Below are 18,928 nucleotides of genomic sequence, written 5' to 3'. Positions count from 1 at the left end.
CTTCTCCCGTTCGTCGGTGGGTCACTGAATGTCGGAGCCGGCAACGCCGCTCGGCAACGCCTGCGGCAGATACGCCTGGCCCGTGAACGCGCCCATGTGGCCGCCCGCATGGACGACCAGGCCGCTCTGCTCGACCACCCCCGGTCCTCTCACGCCGGCGGCGCGCGCCGCCTGAACGCCCGAGGCGAACTGCGGGAAGTAGTCGCCTAGCAGATCGGTGAGGTTCGGCATCAACGGACCGCTCCACGCGATGCCGAACACCGTGCCCGATTGGGTCACGTATTCGCGGACCACCGTCCCCGAAGACAACGTGGTCTGAATCACCGAATAGGAAGCGGAAGTGGAAGAAGTGGTCTGCCCAGTGGACGAGGTGGACGAGCCTTGCACGGCAGCGCGCGCAACGGCGGGCGAAACAGTCGAGGAAGTGGCGCCCTCGGGTGTCTGCATGGGGTTGCCGCCGAGCACGGCGTGGGCGGGAATCATGAAGAACAACGAACTGGGCACAGCGATCGACGCCTGCAAGACAGCGCGTCTCAAGCGACTCGGCATCACGAAGCCTCCCTTGCGATCGGTTTCCCGCGCTTGGTCGGCGCATGCGCCGCCAGCGCTTGGGGTTCAAGCGCTTCCGGCGGAATGCGGGATACGGGCGCCGGCGCGCATGCCTCGTAGTATGCCTGTTGTTCGCGGCGCCGCGCACTTAGGGGCGCAATCGTGATGCGCTCAAGCGAACATGGCGTCGCAACGGCGCAGCTGAAAGGGCTGCGTAGAAAAGGAGGGGCAGGCGGCGGCTGAATCGCGCGCGGCCCGCGTGGCGAGAAGTCTCGCCGTCCGCGCCGCGACAAGCGGCGCGGACGAACACTCAGTCCATCAGAACCCGAGGCTCGCCAACAGATCGTCGACCTGCTCTTGGCCCTGCACGACTTCCGCGTTGCCTGTCGGATTGATCTGCGGACCGTTCAAGAGACTGTCCGGATCGTGAGCGGAGAGCGTCGGCGCTGACGCCGCGAACTGCTCGCGCCGCTCCGGCGCGATGTTATCGACGAGCACCGAGAGCAGTTGCCGCTCGATGACGTGAATCACCTCGATGATCTTCTTGATGACCTGGCCGGTCAGATCCTGGAAGTCCTGCGCCATCATGATCTCGAGCAGCTGCGCGTTGGTCGCCGTCGTCACTTCCGACACGTTCGCGAAAAACGCGCGCGTGTCGGTGAGCAGCGAGCCGACCTCCTGACGCTCGAGCGGCGCTTCGTACCACTGCGCCCAGCGCGCGTCGAGTTGGCTCGCCGCGTCGTGGATGCGGTCCTGCATCGGCTTCGACACGTCGATGGCCGTCAGCACGCGCTCGGCCGCCTGCTCGGACAGCGTCGAGACGTATCGCAAGCGGTCGCGCGCGTCCGGCGCGGCCTTCACGGCCTCTTCGATCTGCTTGTCGAGACCGAGCTCGTGCATCGTGTCGTGCAGCGCGCGCGTGAGCGATGCGATGCGGGCGAGAATGCGGTCGGCCGTCAGATCGGCGTCCTCGGTGCCCTCTTCGGGCATATCAATCGGCTGGTCCACGTTATCACCCGGCTTTCGCCATCTTCTCGAGGATCTTGTTGAGCTTTTCGTCGAGCGTCGCAGCGGTGAACGGTTTCACCACGTAGCCGCTCGCGCCGGCCTGCGCCGCCGCAATGATGTTTTCCTTCTTCGATTCGGCCGTCACCATCAGCACCGGCAGATGCTGGAGCGATGCGTCGGCGCGAATTTCCTTGAGCATCGCGAGGCCGTCGAGGTTCGGCATGTTCCAGTCGGAGATCACGAATTCGAAGCCGCCGCCGCGCAGGCGCGCCAAGCCCATCGCCCCGTCTTCCGCCTCTTCGACGTTCGAGTAGCCGAGTTCCTTCAGCAAGTTGCGGACGATCCGGCGCATCGTCGGAAAGTCATCCACGACCAGAATCTTCATTCCCTTGTCCATCATCTTGATTCCTTTATCTCAATTTTTGCGGCGAGGACCGCTTTCCTGTTCTTTGGAGTTACACGCGCTGCACACGGTCACCCATCGCCGCGAGGCGTGTCATCACCCGCCGGCTCATTTCCGATAAAGGCGCAACTTCGTCGGCGCCGCCCATCGCGATTGCCTCGCGCGGCATGCCGAACACCACGCAGCTCGCTTCATCCTGCGCGAGAGTGTATGCGCCAGAATTTCTCATGTCTAACAATCCCGCAGCGCCATCCTTACCCATGCCGGTCAGAATCACGCCGACGGCGTTCTTACCCGCATGTTGGGCAGCCGAGCGGAACAGCACGTCGACCGACGGACGGTGCCGGTTCACCGGCGGATCGTCCGACAGGTGCGCGATGTAGTTCGCGCCGCTACGCGCCAGCAGCAGGTGCGCGTGGCCCGGCGCGATGTACGCATGGCCCGGCAGCACCCGCTCGCCGTGCTCCGCTTCCTTCACGCCGATCCGGCACAGGCCGTTCAAGCGCTGCGCAAAAGATTTCGTAAACCCGGGCGGCATGTGTTGGGCGATCAATACAGCGGGCGCGTCGGGCGGCAGCGGCACGAGCACTTCGCGGATTGCTTCGGTGCCCCCCGTCGACGCGCCGATGATGATCAGCTTCTCGGTACTGACGAGCGGATTGTTGAGCATCGGCGCATGCGCGGCCGCGCCGGCAGCGGCACCCGCCGCCGCGTGCTGCGCGGGCGCGGCCTGCCGCACGCGGGCGCGCGCCGCGGCACGCACCTTGTCGGCCAGTTTTTCCGCGTAATCGAGCATGCCGTCGCGAATGCCGACCTTCGGCTTGGTCACGAAATCGACCGCGCCCAGCTCGAGCGCACGCAGCGTGATTTCCGAGCCGCGCTCGGTCAGCGACGATACCATGACGACCGGCATCGGCCGCAAGCGCATCAATTTTTCGAGGAAGTCGAGGCCGTCCATGCGCGGCATTTCGACGTCGAGCGTCAAGACATCCGGGTTGTGCTGCTTGATCAGCTCGCGCGCGACGAGCGGATCGGGCGCAGTCGCGACCACCGTCATGTCCGGCTGGCTGTTGATGATTTCGGTCATCAGGCTGCGGATCAGCGCTGAATCGTCGACACACAAAACTTTGATCTTCTGCACGGCTACTACGCCTCCTCAACAGTCCTGGGGCTGTTCTGACCAATCGGGCGCGTGCTCGAACCCGCACTGGCGCCGAACAGCTCGATACGCGGTTTACCCGTCGCGGGCGGCTTATTGGCCGACTGGGTGGCCGCCTGTGTGGCCACACTCGCCGCCGCGCCTCCTCCGGGGCCACCGCCGAATAACTCGACGCGCGGCTTGTTCGCCGACGCCGCAAAAAGCTCGACGTGCTCACGCGCACGTGCGTGACGCGCCGCGCGCAATTCCGCGGTCTGCTTGGCAAGCGCCTGCTCGCGTTCCGCGACGCTCGGCTCCTGCTGCAGACGCAATTTCTTCACCGCCGCCTGACCCGTGTAGGGCATGAACGCGACCTTGCGCGGATGCTGGCCCTGCAAGTCCTCGGCGACGATACGGATTTTTTCGAGGCCGAGGTAGCGGCGCACGAACTCGGAGTTTCGATCGCCGATATTGATGGTCGTCATGCCCGCGAGCACCGCCGCGCCGCCGAACACCTTGGCCTCGAAACGCTCGCGCCGGCCGCCCATCTTGATCAGCTCGTTGATCAGCACTTCCATCGCATACGCGCCGTAGCGCATCGAATCGGAGGCGGCCTGCGCGGGCTCGGTGCCGTCGTCGGGCAGCATGAAGTGGTTCATGCCGCCGATGCCCGCCGTGCGGTCGTGGATGCACGCGGCCACGCACGAGCCGAGCACGGTCACGAGCACCATGTCGTCGCCGGTCGTGTAGAACTCGTTCGGCAGCAGCTTCACGCCCTGACGGCGGAAGTGGTTGTCGTAGTAGAGGTTGGTGGCGATCGGGAGGCCGTTCACGCTGCCTCCCTTCGCGGCATCGAGGCGGCGCTCTTAGCGTGATCGTGGCTACGGCCGCGCGAGTTCGCGCCCGCGTCGCGCGTGAGTTCGTACACCGTCTGCCCGCGCAGCTTGAACGCCTGCGTCACATACGTGAAGTTCTCCGAGTGCCCGGCAAACAGCAGCCCGCCCGGCTTCACGAGCGGCTCGAAGCGCGACAACACCTGCGACTGCGTCGGCTTGTCGAAGTAGATCATCACGTTGCGGCAGAAGATCGCGTCGAACGGCGTGCTCAGTCGATAGTCCGCATCGGTCAGGTTCAACTGCTCGAAGCGGATCATCGCGCGCACTTCCGGGCGCACCTTCACGTAGCCCGCGTGCGATCCCGTGCCCTTCAGGAAGAAACGCTTGAGACGCTCGGGGCTCAATTGCTTGACCTGGTCGAGCGAGTACACGCCCGCTTCGCCCTTGGCGAGCACCTGCGTGTCGAGATCGGTGGCGAGCACGGTGGCCTGGCGAGCGGCCGAATCGCCGAGCGCTTCGATCAGCGTCATCGCGATCGAATACGGTTCCTCGCCCGTCGACGCCGCCGAGCACCACACCGACACCGCCTGCTGCCGGCGCTTCACGAACTCCGCGAGGATCGGGAAGTGGTGCGACTCGCGGAAGAACGCGGTCAGGTTGGTGGTCAGCGCGTTCGTGAACGCTTCCCACTCGGCCGGATCGTTTTCCGACTCGAGCAGGTCGAGGTAATGGCGAAAGCTGTCGAGCCCGCGCGCGCGCAGGCGCCGGGCCAGCCGGCTGTACGCCATGTCGCGCTTGTGGTCGGAAAGTGAAATGCCCGCGCGACGATGAATCAAATCGCGAATGCGCGCGAAATCCGCCGACGTGAAGTCGAAATCGCGCTCCATCTCGCCCGTTCTCACGGGCTCAGGGCGGTCGATTCGTTGTGCGCGCGCTGTCGTCATGATGCTTGCTTAGAAGGTTTCCCAGTCGTCGTCGGAAGCCTTGCTCGCAGCCGTCGGCGCAGCCGCGGCGGGCCGCGGCGCGGATGCCGGTGCCGAAGCGCGCGGTGCGGCAGGCGCGGCCGAGCGCGGCGTGCCCGATGCCTCGGTGCGCGCGGACCTCGCGGCGCCGGACGGCTTGGCGCTCGCCGGTGCGGCCGGAGCCGAAGCTGCCGGAGACGCCGGTTGCGCCGGCGGCAACAGTTGCGGCTCGCGCGGGGCCGACGGTGTGGACTGCGCCAGCGCCTTCTTCGGCGCAGGCAGCGCGCGCTTCGTCGCCGTGCCGGCCGCCGTGCTGCCCAGCGCGCGCGGCGCCGGACGAGCGGCTCGCGTCACCGGCTGCACCGCATGAACCGCATCGCCCGAGACGCGCCACGCGCCCACCACCATCTTGAGCTTGCGCGTCTGCTCTTCGAGCGACGCGGCAGCAGCCGCCGCCTCTTCGACGAGCGCCGCGTTCTGCTGGGTCACGTCGTCCATCTGCGTCACGGCGCGATTGACCTGCTCGATCCCCGTCGACTGCTCTTCGGACGCCGCGCTGATCTCGCCCATGATGTCGGTCACGCGGCGCACGGCCTGCACGATCTCTTCCATCGTCGTGCCCGCGCGGCCCACGAGTTCCGTGCCGTTTTGCACCTTGTCGGCCGAGTCGCCGATCAGCGACTTGATTTCCTTCGCCGCCGACGCACTGCGCTGCGCGAGGCTGCGCACTTCGCCTGCGACCACCGCGAAGCCGCGGCCCTGCTCGCCCGCGCGCGCCGCTTCGACGGCCGCGTTCAGCGCGAGGATGTTGGTCTGGAACGCGATCCCTTCGATCACGCCGATGATGTCGACGACCTTGTTCGAGCTCGTCGCGATGTCCTGCATCGTCTCGACGACCTGGCTCACGACTTCGCCGCCGCGCGTCGCGATATCGGAGGCGTTGACGGCCAGCTGGCTCGCCTGCCGCGCGTTTTCGGCGTTCTGGCGCACGGTGCCCGTCAGCTGCTCCATGCTCGCCGCGGTTTCCTGCAGCGACGCCGCCTGCTGCTCGGTGCGCTGCGACAGATCCGTGTTGCCGACCGCGATCTCGCGCGCGCCGACGTCGATCGATTCCGTCCCGGCGTGCACGGCCTTCACCATGTCGGTGACGCTGTCCTGCATGCGCTTGATGCCGCCGAACAGGTGGCCGATCTCATTCTTGCTGAACACGTTCACCGGATGCGTGAGGTCGCCCGCGGCGACGCGGTCGAAGTGCGAGATCGCATCCTGCAGCGGCTGCACGATGAGCCCGCGCATCGCGAAGCGGATCAGCACGACGAGCACGAGCGCGATCGCCGTCACCGCGACGATCAGCATGCTCATCAGCGAGATGTGCGATTGCGAGCGCGCGTGCAGCGCTTCGGCGTGCTGCTGGCGCGCCTTGATGACGAGCGCCGCGGCCTGGTCGAAGGCGACGAACATCGGGCTGATCTTGGTGTCGGCGATCGCGTGGTAGCCGGCCATATCGCCCGCGCGCGCCGCCGCGAATTCCGGCTCGACGCCGTCGTGAAGAACGCTCGCGTGCTTCGCGCTCAGGTCGTCGAGCAGCGCACCGTCCATGTCGACCTTCGGTGCGTCCTGGTACGCCTGCCACGCCGTGTTCGACAGCGTGAGCAGTTCCTGCGCGCGGTCGAGCACCTTCTTCGCTTCGTCGGTGTTGTTTGCCTCGGTCAGCGCGCGGAAGCGGTCGAGCGCCACGCGCGAGCGCAGCAGGTAAGCGCCGGCGTCGTCGAGCGAATGGATCGCGGGCAGATCGCCGCGCGCGAGCGTGTCGAGCGAGTGGCTCGCGCCGTTGAGCGCCGACAGACCGAGCGCGCCGACGGCGACGGTCAGCGCGAGAAGCACCACGCCTATCGCGGTCAGCGTCGTGCGGATCGACCAGTTGTGCAACATTGTGAGTGTCTCCGTGGGCTGGGGGTGCGTGGAAAAGGCTGGGTGCCGGAACGTTGCGCCGTGCGTATCAGATCAATGCGAGATCAACGCGCGATCGACGCGCGATCAGTGCGCGAAGCTCTCGATCAGCGCCATCTCCTTGCTGCTCATCAGCTTTTCGATATCCATCAGGATCAGCATGCGGCCGTCGACGGTGCCGAGGCCCGTCAGGTACTCGGCCGTGAGCGCCGCGCCGAATTCGGGCGCCGGCATGATCTGGTCGACGGTGAGCGTGAGCACGTCGGACACGCCGTCCACCACCATCCCGACCACGCGGTGCGCGATGTTCAGGATGATCACGACGGTCTGATGGTCGTACTCGACGCGGCCCAAGTGGAACTTGATGCGCATGTCGACGATCGGCACGATGATCCCGCGCAGATTGATCACGCCCTTGATGAAGTCGGGCGCGTTGGCGATGCGCGTCACGCTGTCGTAGCCGCGGATTTCCTGCACCTTGAGGATGTCGATGCCGTACTCTTCCGCGCCGAGCGTGAAGACGAGGAACTCCTGCCCGGCTGCGTCGCCTTGCAGCGCATCGCGGCGGCCGGCGACGCCGGTCGATTGGTTGGATTGGACTTCTGCCACGTTAGCCCCCAAACGGTTGGGAATTGCGAAAAGTTGATTACTGGAAGCTCATCGCGCCGTGCGAGGCACGCGACTCGCGAAACAGCGCCGCCACGTCCACGATCAGCGCGACGCTGCCGTCGCCGAGAATGGTCGCGGCCGAAATGCCATGCACCTTGCGGTAGTTCGTTTCGAGGTTCTTCACGACGACCTGCTGCTGCCCGACCAGCTCGTCGATCAGCATCGCGAAGCGCCGGCCCTCGGTCTGCATGATCGTGACGATGCCCTGCGTCGGTTCGGTGCGCGCGTCGTCGACGGAGAACACTTCGTGCAGCGCCACGAGCGGCAGGTACTCGCCGCGCACGCGCACGACACGCTCGCCGTTGGCGACGGTGTAGATGTCTTCGGCGTTGGGCTGCAGCGACTCCATCACGAAGTTCAGCGGCAGGATGAAGATCTCGCTGCCCACCTTCACCGACATGCCGTCGAGAATCGCGAGCGTGAGCGGCAGGACGATGCGCGTGGTGCTGCCCTTGCCCGCTTGCGATTGGATCTCGACGTGGCCGCCCATCGCCTGGATGTTGCGCTTCACGACGTCCATGCCGACGCCGCGGCCCGACACGTCGGTCACTTGCTCGGCGGTCGAGAAGCCCGGCAGGAAGATCAGGTTCCAGACTTCCTCGTCGGTCATCGATTCGCTGACCTGCATGCCCTGCTTCGTCGCCTTCGCGAGAATCTTTTCGCGGTTCAAGCCCGCGCCGTCGTCGCTGACCTCGATCACGATGTTGCCGCCGTGGTGCGCGGCGGAAAGCACGAGCTGGCCGGTCGAATCCTTGCCCGCGGCGCGGCGCTTCTCGACGGTTTCGATGCCGTGGTCGAGGCTGTTGCGCACGAGGTGGGTGAGCGGATCGATGATGCGTTCGATGAGGCTCTTGTCGAGTTCGGTGGCTTGACCGAACGTGACGAGCTCGACTTCCTTGCCGAGCTTCGCGGCGAGATCACGCACGAGGCGCGGGAAGCGGCTGAACACGTAATCCATCGGCATCATGCGGATCGACATCACCGCTTCCTGCAGGTCGCGCGCGTTGCGCTCGAACTGGGCCATGCCGTTGTAAAGGCGGTCGTGCACCGCCGGGTCGAACGTGCTCGTGGTCTCGGCGAGCATCGCCTGCGTGATGACGAGTTCGCCGACGAGGTTGATCAGCTGGTCGACCTTTTCGACGCCGACGCGAATCGAGCTGCCTTCGGCTGTCGCCGCTGCTGCGGCTGGGCGGGCCTTCTTGTCTTCGGAAGCGGCAGCGGGCTTCGGCGCGGCGGGCGGCGGCTCGGGCGCTTTCGGCGCGGCCGCCTGCACCGGAGCGGGCGCGGCCGGTGCCGGTGCGCTGGCCGGTTGCGGCGCGGCAGGCGCGGGCGCAGCGGCTTGAGCCGGTGCTGCCGGCGGCGCAGCGGGCGCGGCCGCCGCGCTCGGAGGCGCCGGCGGTTCGGCCGGCGCCTCCTCCCCGGCGGGTGCGGTGCCGCGGCCGATCAGGATCTGACTTTCGTCGATCACGAAGCAGCACACGGCCGTGATGTCGTCGGAGGACACATCGGTCTCGAGATACAGCGTCAAGTCGCCGCCGCTCTTCACCGTTCCGACGATCTGCCCCAGGTTCCCCAACTCTTCGGTCAGGAGTTCCTGGTCCTTCTCCCCCACCCCCCGTAGCGTAATTTTCAGGTGAGGTCCTGCATCATTTCCGCCTGCGGCCGGTGCCGATGCGGCGCCCGGCGCGTGCCCGAGCTCCTGCTCGGCCTGCGCGACGACGTGCTCCGGCGGATTCGCTCCCGTGCCCGCCACGGCAGGCGGCGGGTCGAACGCGATGTCCATCGGCGCAGCAGGCGCGGGCTCCGGCGCTGCGGGCGCCGCCGCGCCGCTGCTCTCGGCATTGAAGCGTTCGAGCTTGGCGCACACCTCCGCGGCCGCGGCCGCGTCGGGTTCGGCGCTCGCGCGGTAGGCGGCGAGCTGATCGGCGAGCACGTCCTTGGTCTCGAGGAACGTGTCGACCATGTCCTTGCGCAGGGTGATCTCGTTGTTGCGCGCGCGGTCGAGCAGCGATTCGAGGATGTGCGTCGTTTCCGTCAGTGCGGTAAAGCCGAAAGTCGCCGCGCCGCCCTTGATCGAGTGCGCCGCGCGAAAGATCGCGGCGAGGTCCTCGGGGTCCGGCGCGCCGATATCGAGGTTGAGCAGCAACTGCTCCATTTGCGCGAGCAGTTCATCCGCTTCATCGAAAAACGTCTGGTAGAACTGAGTGATGTCGAGAGTCATGCTGGGTCACCGCGAGGGGTCTTGTCCTTGGCTGCTGCTGCGCTTTGCAAATCTGCTTGGTCAAATTTCGCGCGTCTATTTGCGCGTCTTACGTTTCGTCCTGCCTGTCGCGCCGCCGCTACGCACCGAGCGTCGCGACCAGCTCGGTCAGCGTCTCCGGGTCGAGCGGTTTTTCGATCCAGCCCGTCGCGCCCGCCGCGCGCGCCGCGTCCTTGAATGCCTCGCCGTCCTCGGTCGTGAGCACGAGAATCGGCGTCTCGACATAGGCCGGATTCGAGCGCAGCGCGGCGATCACGTCGAGCCCGCTGCGCTTGGGCATGTACTGGTCCGTCAGCACGAGATCGAACGCCTGCGCGAGCGCGTTTTCGAGCCCTTCCTCGCCGTCGGCGGCAACCGTCACGCTGTAGCCCGCCTCGGTCAGCGTCGCGGAAAGAATTTCACGCATCGCGGCCGAATCGTCGATCGCCAGAATGTTCCTGATCATCTATTCCTCACGGCGCCTGGCGGGCGCAGTGGACCGGCGCAACCAAGCGCTGCGCGAAGGGCACGCCGCTCATGGCTTGGCCGGCACGGTCACGGGTTGAGGAGCCACGGCGGGCGCGGCGCCAAACGCGCTGCCGAGGGCCTTTGCGCCCGCGGCGTCGTTCGACAGCGTCGTCGTGGAGGTGTCGTCGCGCGTCAGCGCATCTTCCGATTTCTTGTTCAGCACGATGATGCTGATGCGCCGGTTCTCCGGATCGAGCGGATCGGCTTTGTTCAGGTTCTGCGCGGAGGCGAGGCCGATCACGCGCAGCACTTTGTCTTCGTCCATGCCGCCGGCGATCAGCTCGCGGCGCGAGGCGTTCGCGCGATCCGCCGACAGCTCCCAATTGCTGTAGCCCTTCTCGCCGCCGGCATACGGCACGGCGTCGGTGTGGCCCTGGACGACGATGCGGTTCGGCACGTCGTTCAGCGTCTGGCCGATCGCGCGCAGGATGTCGCGCATGTACGGTTCGACGTCGTCGCTCGCGGTCGCGAACATCGGCCGCTTTTGGGTGTCGACGATTTCGATGCGCAGGCCGGTCAGCGTCGAGTCGACGCGGATCTGCTGCTTGAACTGGCGCAGGATGGGGTTCGCTTCGATCGCGGCCATCAGCTTGATCTGCAGATCGTGCAGGCGCACCTGCTCGCGGCGCTCGAGCGAGCCTTGCTGCTGGTTGATGGCTTCGTCGTCGCTCTTCGAGGCGGTGCGCGTCGCATTCGTCGTGTCGCCGTCGCTGCGGCGCGTGACGCCGTCCTTGTCGGTCGAGATGTCGCGGCCGCCGCCTTTGACGATGCTCGAATCCTCGGCGCTGCGGTCGCCGCCGAAGAGCGCGGCCTTGAGCGGCTGCTGGAAGTATTCGGCGATGCCCTTCAACTGCACGGGCGTGACCGAGCTCAAGAGCCACATCAGCAGGAAGAACGCCATCATCGCGGTCATGAAGTCCGCGTACGCGAGCTTCCACGCGCCGCCGTGGTGCGACTTCTTCGCTGCAGTCACGCGCTTGACAACGATGGCGCGCTCTTTTCCTTTGCTCATGGCCGGGTCTCCGCGCTTACTTGGCCTTCACGCGGCGCACGTGCTCTTCGAGCTCGGCGAACGACGGACGCTCGGTCGAAAACAGCACCTTGCGGCCGAACTCGACCGCGATCGCCGGCGCGTAGCCGTTCAGGCTCGCGAGGATCGTGACCTTGATGCACTGGAACATCTTGGTCGACTCGGCCACGCGCTGCTCGGCGAGGCTCGAGAGCGGTCCGATCAGACCGTAGGAAAGCAGAATGCCGAGGAAGGTGCCGACGAGCGCTTCCGCGATCATCGCGCCAAGCACGGCAGGCGGCTTGTCGGCCGAGGCCATCGTGTGCACGACGCCCATCACCGCCGCGACGATACCGAAGGCCGGCATCGCGTCGCCGACGCGGCTCAACGCGTGCGCCGGACCTTCGCCTTCGGCGTGATGCGTCTCGATCTCCTCGTCCATGAGGCTTTCGATTTCGAACGCGTTCATGTTGCCGCCGACCATCAAGCGCAAATAGTCGGTGAGGAATTCGACGATGTGCTTATCGGCGAGGATCTTCGGATACTGCGTGAAGATCGGGCTCTTCTCGGGATCGTCGATGTCGGCTTCGAGCGTCAGCGTGCCTTCCTTGCGCGCCTTCGCAAGCAGAACGTAAAGGAGCGCCATCAGCTCCATGTAGACGTCCTTGTTGTACTTCGAGCCCTTGAACAGCGTCGGCAGCACCCGCACCGTCGCCTTGATGTTCTTGATCCCGTTGCCGAGGACGAACGCACCCACGCCGGCGCCGCCGATCATCAGAATTTCGGTCGGCTGAATCAGCGCACCCAGATGCCCGCCTGCCAGCGCATAACCGCCGAAGACGGACAACAGCGTCACGAACACTCCAATGAAAATCAGCACTGCCGGGCCCTCACAAAAAGCGACGGGGAGACCGTCGTTAATTGGTTTACGGCACGCAGGACAAAAACTTTGAGGGGAAAAGCGGGCGGGGCGGGGCGTGTAAACCACGAGCCACCGAATCGGGCCGGGGCGCGTCACCGCGCCCGGGAAGGCGCGCCGCTTGGCGGCTGCGCCCGATTGCCTCGGCGCGGACGGCGTGCGCCGCCGGCGAGGGTACGCCTTACGGCGCCTTACGAAGCGCGAGCGCGCCGGGGATCAGCGATCGAATCGGCCTTCCGGCGGCCTTCTCAATGCCGTCGAGCCACCATCAAGCGGCCATCTCGACCAGGTCGGCCTTCGACGCGCCGGCCTTCTTCGTCTTGCCCGCGCGCGACGGCGGCTGGCACAAGCCGCAGACGAACCCGTGCTGCGGGTCGTGCGCATGCGCGACAAAATGTCCGCCGCAACGCGTGCAGGCCGTCATTTGCAGCATCCCCGAATCGAAGAAGCGCACCAGCGTCCAGGCTCGCGTGAGACTGAGAAGCGGCTCCTCGGCGTGCAGTTGCACGTGCTCCAGATACAGCCGATAGCTCTTCACGATCGACTGGATCGTCTCGCAGCCGCCGTGCTCCACCATGAACCGATAGGTGTTGTAAAACAGGGACGAATGAATGTTCGGCTGCCAGGTCATGAACCAGTCCGTCGAGAACGGCAGCATGCCCTTCGGCGGCGAAACGCCTTTCAATTCCTTGTACAGCTTGATGAGCCGGTCGCGCGACAGGCTCGTTTCTGCTTCGAGCAATTGCAAACGTGCGCCAAGCTCGATCAACTCGATTGCCAAGGTGATTTCCTTGACTTCGAGCACCACGCTTTTTGTGGCCATCCGCGTTGTGTCCTGCGTTCTTGACTGCTTGTTTTGCCCCGATACGGCACTACCCGTCAGCGGCATGGCCGCCGGGCGGCATGCTCGCTGTTACGGCAATGGCGTGAGTGCGCTGTCAGCCGAGGGCTTCGGCCGGCTGGCTCGCCATCAGGATGGCGGAATGCGCCTGCGCGACGGCGTTGGCTTTGCCCTTGTCGGCAAGCGAGGACAGGATGGCGTGATCATCGAATCGGAAGCGGCAGAGCACTTGATTCGATGCGGCGAGTTTGACGGTTTGCGCCAGCGAGAGATTGGCGAGCACATCGGCTAATTGCTCGCTGATTCCCATACGGAACATGCCCATCGCCTTGTCTTCGCGCAAAAGACGCTGCGCGAGCAATAGATAGGACAAGTTTACTTCTTTGATCTCGCTGAGCATTTCGATTGTGGCGCTCATGATTCCCCCGAGTCTTTCTAGCTGGTCAGGCTTACGGAAACGTTTGCTCGTCCGCGCGCAAATAAGACGCGCGAAGAGCCCGCTTATGGTCCTGGCTGCATTGTCTCGGAAGGTGCAAGGAGCGGAAATCGGACGGACACCCCGTCTACTCGACGGAAAAGTCTATAAAACGTGTAGGAATTTTTCTGACAAGAACGACGCATCGGCGATTGATGCTGTCGTATTGAACGGCCTGGTAATGGCGGGAAAAAAAGGACGTGAGGCGTTTGCCGAAATTATAGTGAGATTTCACGACGCCGCAACAAATGCCCTTATCTAACACCTTCCCTTTCCTTTCTCCCTTGAATTCGGCTCAGTCGCCGAACTTGCGAAACTCATGCGGCCCGATTTCTGCTTAGGGAAGCGGGCGCGGAGATCCGGCTTGCGCTTTTTCCCGGTCATGACCGGCATTCGGGCCGACCGCAAGGAACGGGCCGGTGTTTCGGCCTGTAACAAGCGGCAAGTGTTTGAAAAATGGCTCGAATCCGTGCGCTCGATCCCGATAATGGTCTCCTTGGGACGGCCAACCCAACCTGCGCCACTGTCGGCCATCCTTTGCCGGACCGCGCAACCCGCGTGTTTCCGGGCGCCGGGCCGGCCCCTCGCCACACGTCAGGCGGCGGCCGCCCGGCCCGAGAAGTTCTTGAATAAGGAGAGTTACGCATGCGAATCGCCCAAATTGCGCCGCTTTACGAGGCCGTACCCCCGAAGCTCTACGGCGGCACTGAGCGCGTCGTGTCTTACCTCACAGAAGCACTCGTCGACCTCGGCCACGACGTCACGCTCTTCGCAAGCGGCGACTCCGTGACCTCGGCCAACCTCGAAGCGGCTTGGCCGCGTGCGCTGCGGCTCGATCCGTCGATCCGCGACGCCCTCGCACCGCACATGCTGCTGCTCGAAAAGGTGCGCCGTGTCGCACACGAGTTCGACGTGCTGCACTTTCACCTCGATTACCTGCCGTTCCCGCTCTTTTCCGGGCTCGATACGCCGTTCGTCACGACGCTGCACGGCCGTCTCGACCTGCCTGAGCTGCAACCGATGTTCGACACCTTCACCGATGCGCCGGTCGTGTCGATTTCCGATTCGCAGCGGCTTCCTCTGCAGCAGGCCAACTGGCTCAACACGATTTACCACGGCCTGCCGGACGGGCTCTTGACCCCGCAACCGCAGAAGAAGCCCGAATACCTCGCGTTCCTGGGACGCATCTGTCCGGAAAAACGCGTCGATACAGCCATCAAGATCGCCGCGCTGAGCGGTCTGCCGCTGAAGATCGCCGCCAAGGTGGACAAGGTCGACCAGGACTACTTCAAGACCGAGATCGAGCCGTTGCTGTCGCAGGCCCACGTCGAATTCGTCGGTGAAATCAACGAAGCGCAAAAGCCGGAATTCCTTTCCGGCGCGAAGGCGCTGCTCTTCCCGATCGATTGGTCCGAGCCATTCGGCCTCGTGATGATCGAATCGATGGCGTGCGGCACGCCCGTCATCGCGTTCAACCGCGGCTCGGTGCCCGAGGTGATCGACCACGGCGTGACGGGCTATATCGTCGAAGACGTGCAGGGCGCCGTCGCCGCGCTGCAGCGGCTCGACGAACTGTCGCGCAGCGAGATCCGCACGCAGTTCGAGAAACGCTTTAGCGCGAAGACGATGGCGCAGAATTATGTCGACGGGTATGCGGCGCTCGTGCAGCGCGCACGCCGCCCGGTCCTGCGTCGCGTGGCTGCGGGCTGAACGATCTGCTGAAGAATGGAAATGGCGGGCGGCGCTTCAGTACTGAAGCGCCGCCCGCCGCATTTCAGGCGTGCCGCAGCTGCCTGACTCGCTGCCCCGATAAAGCCGTAGGAAAGTCCCGCCGAGCGAGTAGGGAAATCGTCTATTCATTCGCCGGCTGCTTTGCATGGGAGCGGGGTAAGTGCTGAAGCACTAACTCGGGCCGACTCACTGTGGGCCTGAAGTAAGCGCTAAAGCGCTAACTCCAGGCAACCACAGCATGGGGCCCGAGTAAGTGCTGAAGCACTAACTCGGGCCGACAAAATATTGCCGGAAAATGCCTATTTTCTTGTCGGCGCGCATAACCCCGATGCGCCTGCCAATTTAGGTTTTTACCGCGACGCCCCGTCTACCTTCAACTCGCTTTCGATTCGGCCGTTACCGTCATTGTTGAATCAGGAAGCGATCCCGATTCTTTCCGACGATCCATTTAGGCGGCTTGCCCCGGCCACTCCAGGTATTCCCTGACTTCGGGTCCTGGTATTTCGGCGGCAGCGGCGCCTTCTTCGGCGGACGGCCGCGGCGCGCGGCTTCCGCAAAGCCCAGATCGTGCGCCGAAAGACCATATTCGGCGATCTTCTGACGGATTTCAGCGATCACGTTTCCGACTTCAGTGCGCCGGGCATCATCAGCCTGGGCCTGCAACTTGGCGATTTGCGCCTTCAGATCCGCGTATTGAGACATGTTGGCCTCCCTGTTATGTACACGTCATTTGCCCCGAGATTAGTCGTAAAGAACGCAATTAGCAATGCGCAATTCACCCAGTCTTACCGCAAATCATCTGATAATTCTTAAGGATCGTTACATTACCGCAGAAAGCTCCTAATTAGGAAATTACCAGATCGAGCCCATTGTTATTTGACAATTGTTGACTACCGCGCAGACAAATTGCCGATAACAGCTCGTCAATGCGGATTAGCGAATGGCATTAATCGTACTTGCGCGGCCTGCCGACTCATTAGGATACCGTATCGCTTGCATTGACCGGTAGCCGTTTCCAGCCGGGCTTCACGCGCTGCTAGAATCGTCCGACTTCGAATGGCTCGCCAAGGTGGTTGGAAATGAAACTTTCGCGTGAATACATCACGGGTTTTCTATGTGCCGGCATCGCCTTCTGCGCCGGCTTGCTCGCACCGGACGCGGGAGCCGCAGAGGCTGCCGGCGGCAACATCGAAACGCTCGTCTTCGTGCGGCATGGAGAAAAACCGGCGCAAGGCTATGGGCAGCTCGATTGCCAGGGTTTGAACCGCGCACTCGCACTACCCGCCGTGATCGCCGCAAAATTCGGCAAACCGGACGCGATTTACGCGCCGGACCCAGGCGAGCAGAAGAAAGACGGCGGCCACCTGTATTACTACGTTCGTCCGCTCGCGACCATCGAGCCGACGGCAATTCAATTCGGCATGCCCATTCAGACGCCGTATGGCTTGTCCCAGATCGACAAGCTCGAACGCACGCTGGTCGCGCCCGACTATCGCGGCAAGCTCGTAGTGATCGCCTGGGAGCACAAGCTGATCGAAACACTCGTGCGCGACATGCTGACGGCCCACGGCGGCAACGCGAACGACGTCCCGCATTGGCAAAGCGGCGATTTCGACAGCATTTATATCGTGAAGCTCGACTGGCAAAGCGGCACGCCGCGCGCAAGCTTCAAACACGAGCTGCAAGGGCTCGACGGACGTTCGAAGGAATGTCCGTGCGCGGCGTTGCCTGCTGCTTCCGATACGGTGTCGAGCCCCGCGCCAAAGTCCGCGGCGTCACATTGAATGGATGCGGGGAATTGGCGCCGCTACGACGCGATCTCGTCCTGCATCGAAAACAGCTTGCGCAATTGATGCGCGACGCCGGCTTCGAAGTTATTGCCGATGCGCGGCACTCGCGGCAAACGCGCGACCAGGTCCGGATTGGCGTTATTCATCATGAACGGATGACCGGCCGTTTCGAGCAGATCGATGTCGTTCATGTTGTCGCCGAACGCGACGCACTTTGACGCGTCTGCGCCGAGACGTTCGAGCACGAATTGCAGCGCGCGCCCCTTTGAAACGTTCGACGTCATCACTTCGAGGCAATCGGGCAGCGAGTAGGTGACGTAGAGCGCGTCGCCGAATTCGCGTTCGAGCTTCGCCGCCACTTGCGCGAGATCGTCCGGTTCGCCGATGTAGAGCACCTTGGCGATATCGGCGCCGTCGTGCGCCAGCGTATCGATGACCTCGTAACGGAACCCCGAGTCTTGATGGAACGCAAGCAGCTCGGGCGCGTCGCGGTCGATCAGCCAGGCTTGGTCGGCAAACAGGTTGACGATGACGCGGCCGTGCGCGCCGGCGATCTCCGGCTGCACGAGCCGGCGCACTGCGGCGGGAGACAGATCCTGCGCGTGGATCATCGTGTCGTCGGGCGCGTGCACGCGGGCGCCGTTCGAAGTAATCAAATGCGGCCGAATGCCCAGGATGTCGCGGATGCCGGCCACGTCGCAATAGTGGCGCCCCGTCGCTATGACGAAATGCACGCCGTCGTCCGCGAGCTTGCGAACCGTCGCCACCGTGAACGGGTCGAGCTGGTGATCGCTATTGAGCAGGGTTCCGTCGAGATCGGTGGCGATGACTTTGTACATGGCTAGGCGAGGGCGGTTGCGGCAAAAGTCCTATTTTATCGCCGCTTGGCGCGACGGCCGGATGACACCCGCCGATCGAGCCACGCTGCCCCCCGCGTTGACTCATGGCTTGGCGGCCTGCGCCGCGCGCGCCGCTTCACGCTGCGCCAGGCGCAGCGCCCCGTGCGCCGAATCCGAGAGCGGCGCACGCAGCCGCGCGCGATGAGATGACGGCACGAACGGCGTCAAGGGTTCGGCGAGCCCGCCGCACAGCGCGACCGGCAATTGCGCGGCCGGATCGAGCGCGTCGATTAGATTGGCGATGTCGGCGCCGGCCTGCGCAAGCAAACCAGCGGCAAATGGATGCGTCCCGTGCTCGAGCACGAGCGGCGCCAGGCTCGCGTAGGCCGTTTGATTCGCCGCGCAGAGCCAGACGACGAGGCTGTCGCGATCCTGCGCGCCGGTGCGCGCGAGCAAAGCCTGCGAGAACGCATCCGGCCGAGTGCGGCCATCGAGCGAGCGCTGAGCGTGGACGACCGCGCGCACGCCGAGCCAGGCACCGCTCGCCTCGTCGCCCGAAGGAAAACCATAGCCGCCGGCGATGCGGCAAACGCCCTTTTCATCCAGCGCCGCCGCGACGCTGCCGGTGCCTAGCGCGACGATCACACCGGGCGCGCCGTCATGCGCGCCGACCAACGTCGTGTAGGCATCGCTCTCGATCACCAGTGCTGCAAGCTTGGGCGCTTGCGCGACGAAGGCCGCCAGCCAGTCGCGGTTGTTGACGCCGGCAAGCCCGCAGGCGAGCGCGCATCGCGACCAATCGAGCACTGCGCCCGCTCGCTCGAACGCCTGCGTAACCGCGGCTTCGATCGATTGCCAAGCGCGCTCCACCCCGAGGCCCAGCCCCGACGAGCCGCCCGTGCCCTGGGCCATTTCGACGCCGTGCGCGTCGGCCAGCACGACACGCGTGCCCGTACCGCCGCCGTCGACGCCGATCAGAAAATCATGCCTGTCCATCATCCATTCGCTCGTGAAAAAACGTTGAGTGCGAGGTTATCCGCTT

The 18,928-nt window shown here is 64.7% G+C and carries 19 protein-coding genes; 2 read left to right on the top strand and 17 right to left on the bottom strand.

Annotation, left to right across the window (positions count from 1 at the left end; all coding sequences use genetic code 11):
- Nucleotides 1–21 precede the first annotated feature (21 nt).
- The 14 genes from FAZ95_RS00415 to flhD all read right to left on the bottom strand — a co-directional run bounded on the left by FAZ95_RS00415 (nucleotide 22) and on the right by flhD (nucleotide 13,469).
- A complete protein-coding gene (locus tag FAZ95_RS00415) occupies nucleotides 22–549 on the bottom strand; it encodes a DUF2844 domain-containing protein (RefSeq protein ID WP_137330618.1) in 528 nt (175 codons plus the stop codon).
- 318 nt (nucleotides 550–867) lie between these two features.
- Entirely contained in the window at nucleotides 868–1,539 is a 672-nt protein-coding gene (cheZ, locus tag FAZ95_RS00410; protein WP_137334370.1) for a protein phosphatase CheZ, read from the bottom strand.
- Nucleotides 1,540–1,561: 22 nt separating this feature from the next.
- Nucleotides 1,562–1,954 carry a chemotaxis response regulator CheY gene (gene cheY, locus FAZ95_RS00405; RefSeq protein ID WP_137334369.1) on the bottom strand — a complete coding sequence of 131 codons (393 nt, stop codon included), beginning with the start codon at nucleotides 1,952–1,954 and terminating at the stop codon, nucleotides 1,562–1,564.
- A 58-nt stretch (nucleotides 1,955–2,012) separates the two neighbouring features.
- Entirely contained in the window at nucleotides 2,013–3,101 is a 1,089-nt protein-coding gene (locus FAZ95_RS00400; protein WP_137330617.1) for a protein-glutamate methylesterase/protein-glutamine glutaminase, read from the bottom strand.
- Nucleotides 3,102–3,106: 5 nt separating this feature from the next.
- On the bottom strand, nucleotides 3,107–3,931 hold the full coding sequence (gene cheD, locus FAZ95_RS00395; protein WP_137330616.1) for a chemoreceptor glutamine deamidase CheD: 825 nt from the start codon (nucleotides 3,929–3,931) through the stop codon (nucleotides 3,107–3,109).
- Nucleotides 3,928–4,878 carry a CheR family methyltransferase gene (locus FAZ95_RS00390; RefSeq protein WP_137330615.1) on the bottom strand — a complete coding sequence of 317 codons (951 nt, stop codon included), beginning with the start codon at nucleotides 4,876–4,878 and terminating at the stop codon, nucleotides 3,928–3,930. Before FAZ95_RS00390 ends, cheD begins: the two co-directional genes overlap by 4 nt.
- Nucleotides 4,879–4,887: 9 nt before the next feature.
- A complete protein-coding gene (locus FAZ95_RS00385; RefSeq protein ID WP_137330614.1) occupies nucleotides 4,888–6,828 on the bottom strand; it encodes a methyl-accepting chemotaxis protein in 1,941 nt (646 codons plus the stop codon).
- Nucleotides 6,829–6,933: 105 nt separating this feature from the next.
- Nucleotides 6,934–7,455, bottom strand: coding sequence for a chemotaxis protein CheW (cheW, locus tag FAZ95_RS00380; protein WP_137330613.1), 522 nt, complete (start codon nucleotides 7,453–7,455; stop codon nucleotides 6,934–6,936).
- Nucleotides 7,456–7,492: 37 nt separating this feature from the next.
- Nucleotides 7,493–9,736 (bottom strand): chemotaxis protein CheA, encoded by a 2,244-nt coding sequence (gene cheA / locus FAZ95_RS00375; protein ID WP_137330612.1) that lies wholly within the window; start codon nucleotides 9,734–9,736, stop codon nucleotides 7,493–7,495.
- A 118-nt stretch (nucleotides 9,737–9,854) separates the two neighbouring features.
- A complete protein-coding gene (locus FAZ95_RS00370) occupies nucleotides 9,855–10,220 on the bottom strand; it encodes a response regulator (protein WP_137330611.1) in 366 nt (121 codons plus the stop codon).
- Between the two features lie 69 nt (nucleotides 10,221–10,289).
- A complete protein-coding gene (motB, locus tag FAZ95_RS00365) occupies nucleotides 10,290–11,294 on the bottom strand; it encodes a flagellar motor protein MotB (RefSeq protein WP_137330610.1) in 1,005 nt (334 codons plus the stop codon).
- Between the two features lie 16 nt (nucleotides 11,295–11,310).
- On the bottom strand, nucleotides 11,311–12,171 hold the full coding sequence (gene motA, locus FAZ95_RS00360) for a flagellar motor stator protein MotA (protein ID WP_137330609.1): 861 nt from the start codon (nucleotides 12,169–12,171) through the stop codon (nucleotides 11,311–11,313).
- Nucleotides 12,172–12,478: 307 nt separating this feature from the next.
- A complete protein-coding gene (gene flhC / locus FAZ95_RS00355) occupies nucleotides 12,479–13,033 on the bottom strand; it encodes a flagellar transcriptional regulator FlhC (RefSeq protein WP_137330608.1) in 555 nt (184 codons plus the stop codon).
- Between the two features lie 115 nt (nucleotides 13,034–13,148).
- Complete coding sequence (flhD, locus tag FAZ95_RS00350) at nucleotides 13,149–13,469, bottom strand: flagellar transcriptional regulator FlhD (protein ID WP_254699770.1); 321 nt, start codon at nucleotides 13,467–13,469, stop codon at nucleotides 13,149–13,151.
- Between the two features lie 702 nt (nucleotides 13,470–14,171).
- Here flhD and FAZ95_RS00345 point away from each other — a divergent pair.
- Complete coding sequence (locus FAZ95_RS00345) at nucleotides 14,172–15,236, top strand: glycosyltransferase family 4 protein (RefSeq protein WP_137330606.1); 1,065 nt, start codon at nucleotides 14,172–14,174, stop codon at nucleotides 15,234–15,236.
- A gap of 423 nt (nucleotides 15,237–15,659) precedes the next feature.
- Here FAZ95_RS00345 and FAZ95_RS00340 read toward each other — a convergent pair whose 3' ends face one another.
- A complete protein-coding gene (locus FAZ95_RS00340) occupies nucleotides 15,660–15,959 on the bottom strand; it encodes an H-NS histone family protein (protein WP_137330605.1) in 300 nt (99 codons plus the stop codon).
- Between the two features lie 377 nt (nucleotides 15,960–16,336).
- On the opposite strand from FAZ95_RS00340, the gene FAZ95_RS00335 reads away from it, so the two are divergent.
- Nucleotides 16,337–17,041: a histidine phosphatase family protein gene (locus FAZ95_RS00335; RefSeq protein ID WP_137330604.1), complete on the top strand. Its 705-nt coding sequence runs from the start codon at nucleotides 16,337–16,339 to the stop codon at nucleotides 17,039–17,041.
- 23 nt (nucleotides 17,042–17,064) lie between these two features.
- Here FAZ95_RS00335 and FAZ95_RS00330 read toward each other — a convergent pair whose 3' ends face one another.
- A complete protein-coding gene (locus FAZ95_RS00330) occupies nucleotides 17,065–17,886 on the bottom strand; it encodes a Cof-type HAD-IIB family hydrolase (RefSeq protein ID WP_137330603.1) in 822 nt (273 codons plus the stop codon).
- 102 nt (nucleotides 17,887–17,988) lie between these two features.
- Nucleotides 17,989–18,882: a glucosamine kinase nucleotide-binding domain-containing protein gene (locus tag FAZ95_RS00325; RefSeq protein WP_137334368.1), complete on the bottom strand. Its 894-nt coding sequence runs from the start codon at nucleotides 18,880–18,882 to the stop codon at nucleotides 17,989–17,991.
- Between the last annotated feature and the right edge of the window lie 46 nt (nucleotides 18,883–18,928).

The organism is Trinickia violacea (assembly GCF_005280735.1).
Lineage (GTDB): Bacteria > Pseudomonadota > Gammaproteobacteria > Burkholderiales > Burkholderiaceae > Trinickia_A > Trinickia_A violacea.
Note: the sequence above shows the minus strand (reverse complement) of the source record. Positions and strands in the feature narration are given on the sequence as shown.

What these genes read in the sequence shown, in the direction of transcription:
- cheY (WP_137334369.1), bottom strand. Translation starts at nt 1,954, where the DNA reads ATGGACAAGGGAATGAAGATTCTGGTCGTGGATGACTTTCCGACGATG.
- FAZ95_RS00325 (WP_137334368.1), bottom strand. Translation starts at nt 18,882, where the DNA reads ATGGACAGGCATGATTTTCTGATCGGCGTCGACGGCGGCGGTACGGGC.
- FAZ95_RS00345 (WP_137330606.1), top strand. Translation starts at nt 14,172, where the DNA reads ATGCGAATCGCCCAAATTGCGCCGCTTTACGAGGCCGTACCCCCGAAG.
- flhC (WP_137330608.1), bottom strand. Translation starts at nt 13,033, where the DNA reads ATGGCCACAAAAAGCGTGGTGCTCGAAGTCAAGGAAATCACCTTGGCA.
- motB (WP_137330610.1), bottom strand. Translation starts at nt 11,294, where the DNA reads ATGAGCAAAGGAAAAGAGCGCGCCATCGTTGTCAAGCGCGTGACTGCA.
- FAZ95_RS00385 (WP_137330614.1), bottom strand. Translation starts at nt 6,828, where the DNA reads ATGTTGCACAACTGGTCGATCCGCACGACGCTGACCGCGATAGGCGTG.
- FAZ95_RS00415 (WP_137330618.1), bottom strand. Translation starts at nt 549, where the DNA reads ATGCCGAGTCGCTTGAGACGCGCTGTCTTGCAGGCGTCGATCGCTGTG.
- flhD (WP_254699770.1), bottom strand. Translation starts at nt 13,469, where the DNA reads ATGAGCGCCACAATCGAAATGCTCAGCGAGATCAAAGAAGTAAACTTG.
- FAZ95_RS00335 (WP_137330604.1), top strand. Translation starts at nt 16,337, where the DNA reads ATGAAACTTTCGCGTGAATACATCACGGGTTTTCTATGTGCCGGCATC.
- FAZ95_RS00330 (WP_137330603.1), bottom strand. Translation starts at nt 17,886, where the DNA reads ATGTACAAAGTCATCGCCACCGATCTCGACGGAACCCTGCTCAATAGC.
- cheZ (WP_137334370.1), bottom strand. Translation starts at nt 1,539, where the DNA reads ATGCCCGAAGAGGGCACCGAGGACGCCGATCTGACGGCCGACCGCATT.
- FAZ95_RS00390 (WP_137330615.1), bottom strand. Translation starts at nt 4,878, where the DNA reads ATGACGACAGCGCGCGCACAACGAATCGACCGCCCTGAGCCCGTGAGA.
- FAZ95_RS00340 (WP_137330605.1), bottom strand. Translation starts at nt 15,959, where the DNA reads ATGTCTCAATACGCGGATCTGAAGGCGCAAATCGCCAAGTTGCAGGCC.
- FAZ95_RS00370 (WP_137330611.1), bottom strand. Translation starts at nt 10,220, where the DNA reads ATGATCAGGAACATTCTGGCGATCGACGATTCGGCCGCGATGCGTGAA.
- cheA (WP_137330612.1), bottom strand. Translation starts at nt 9,736, where the DNA reads ATGACTCTCGACATCACTCAGTTCTACCAGACGTTTTTCGATGAAGCG.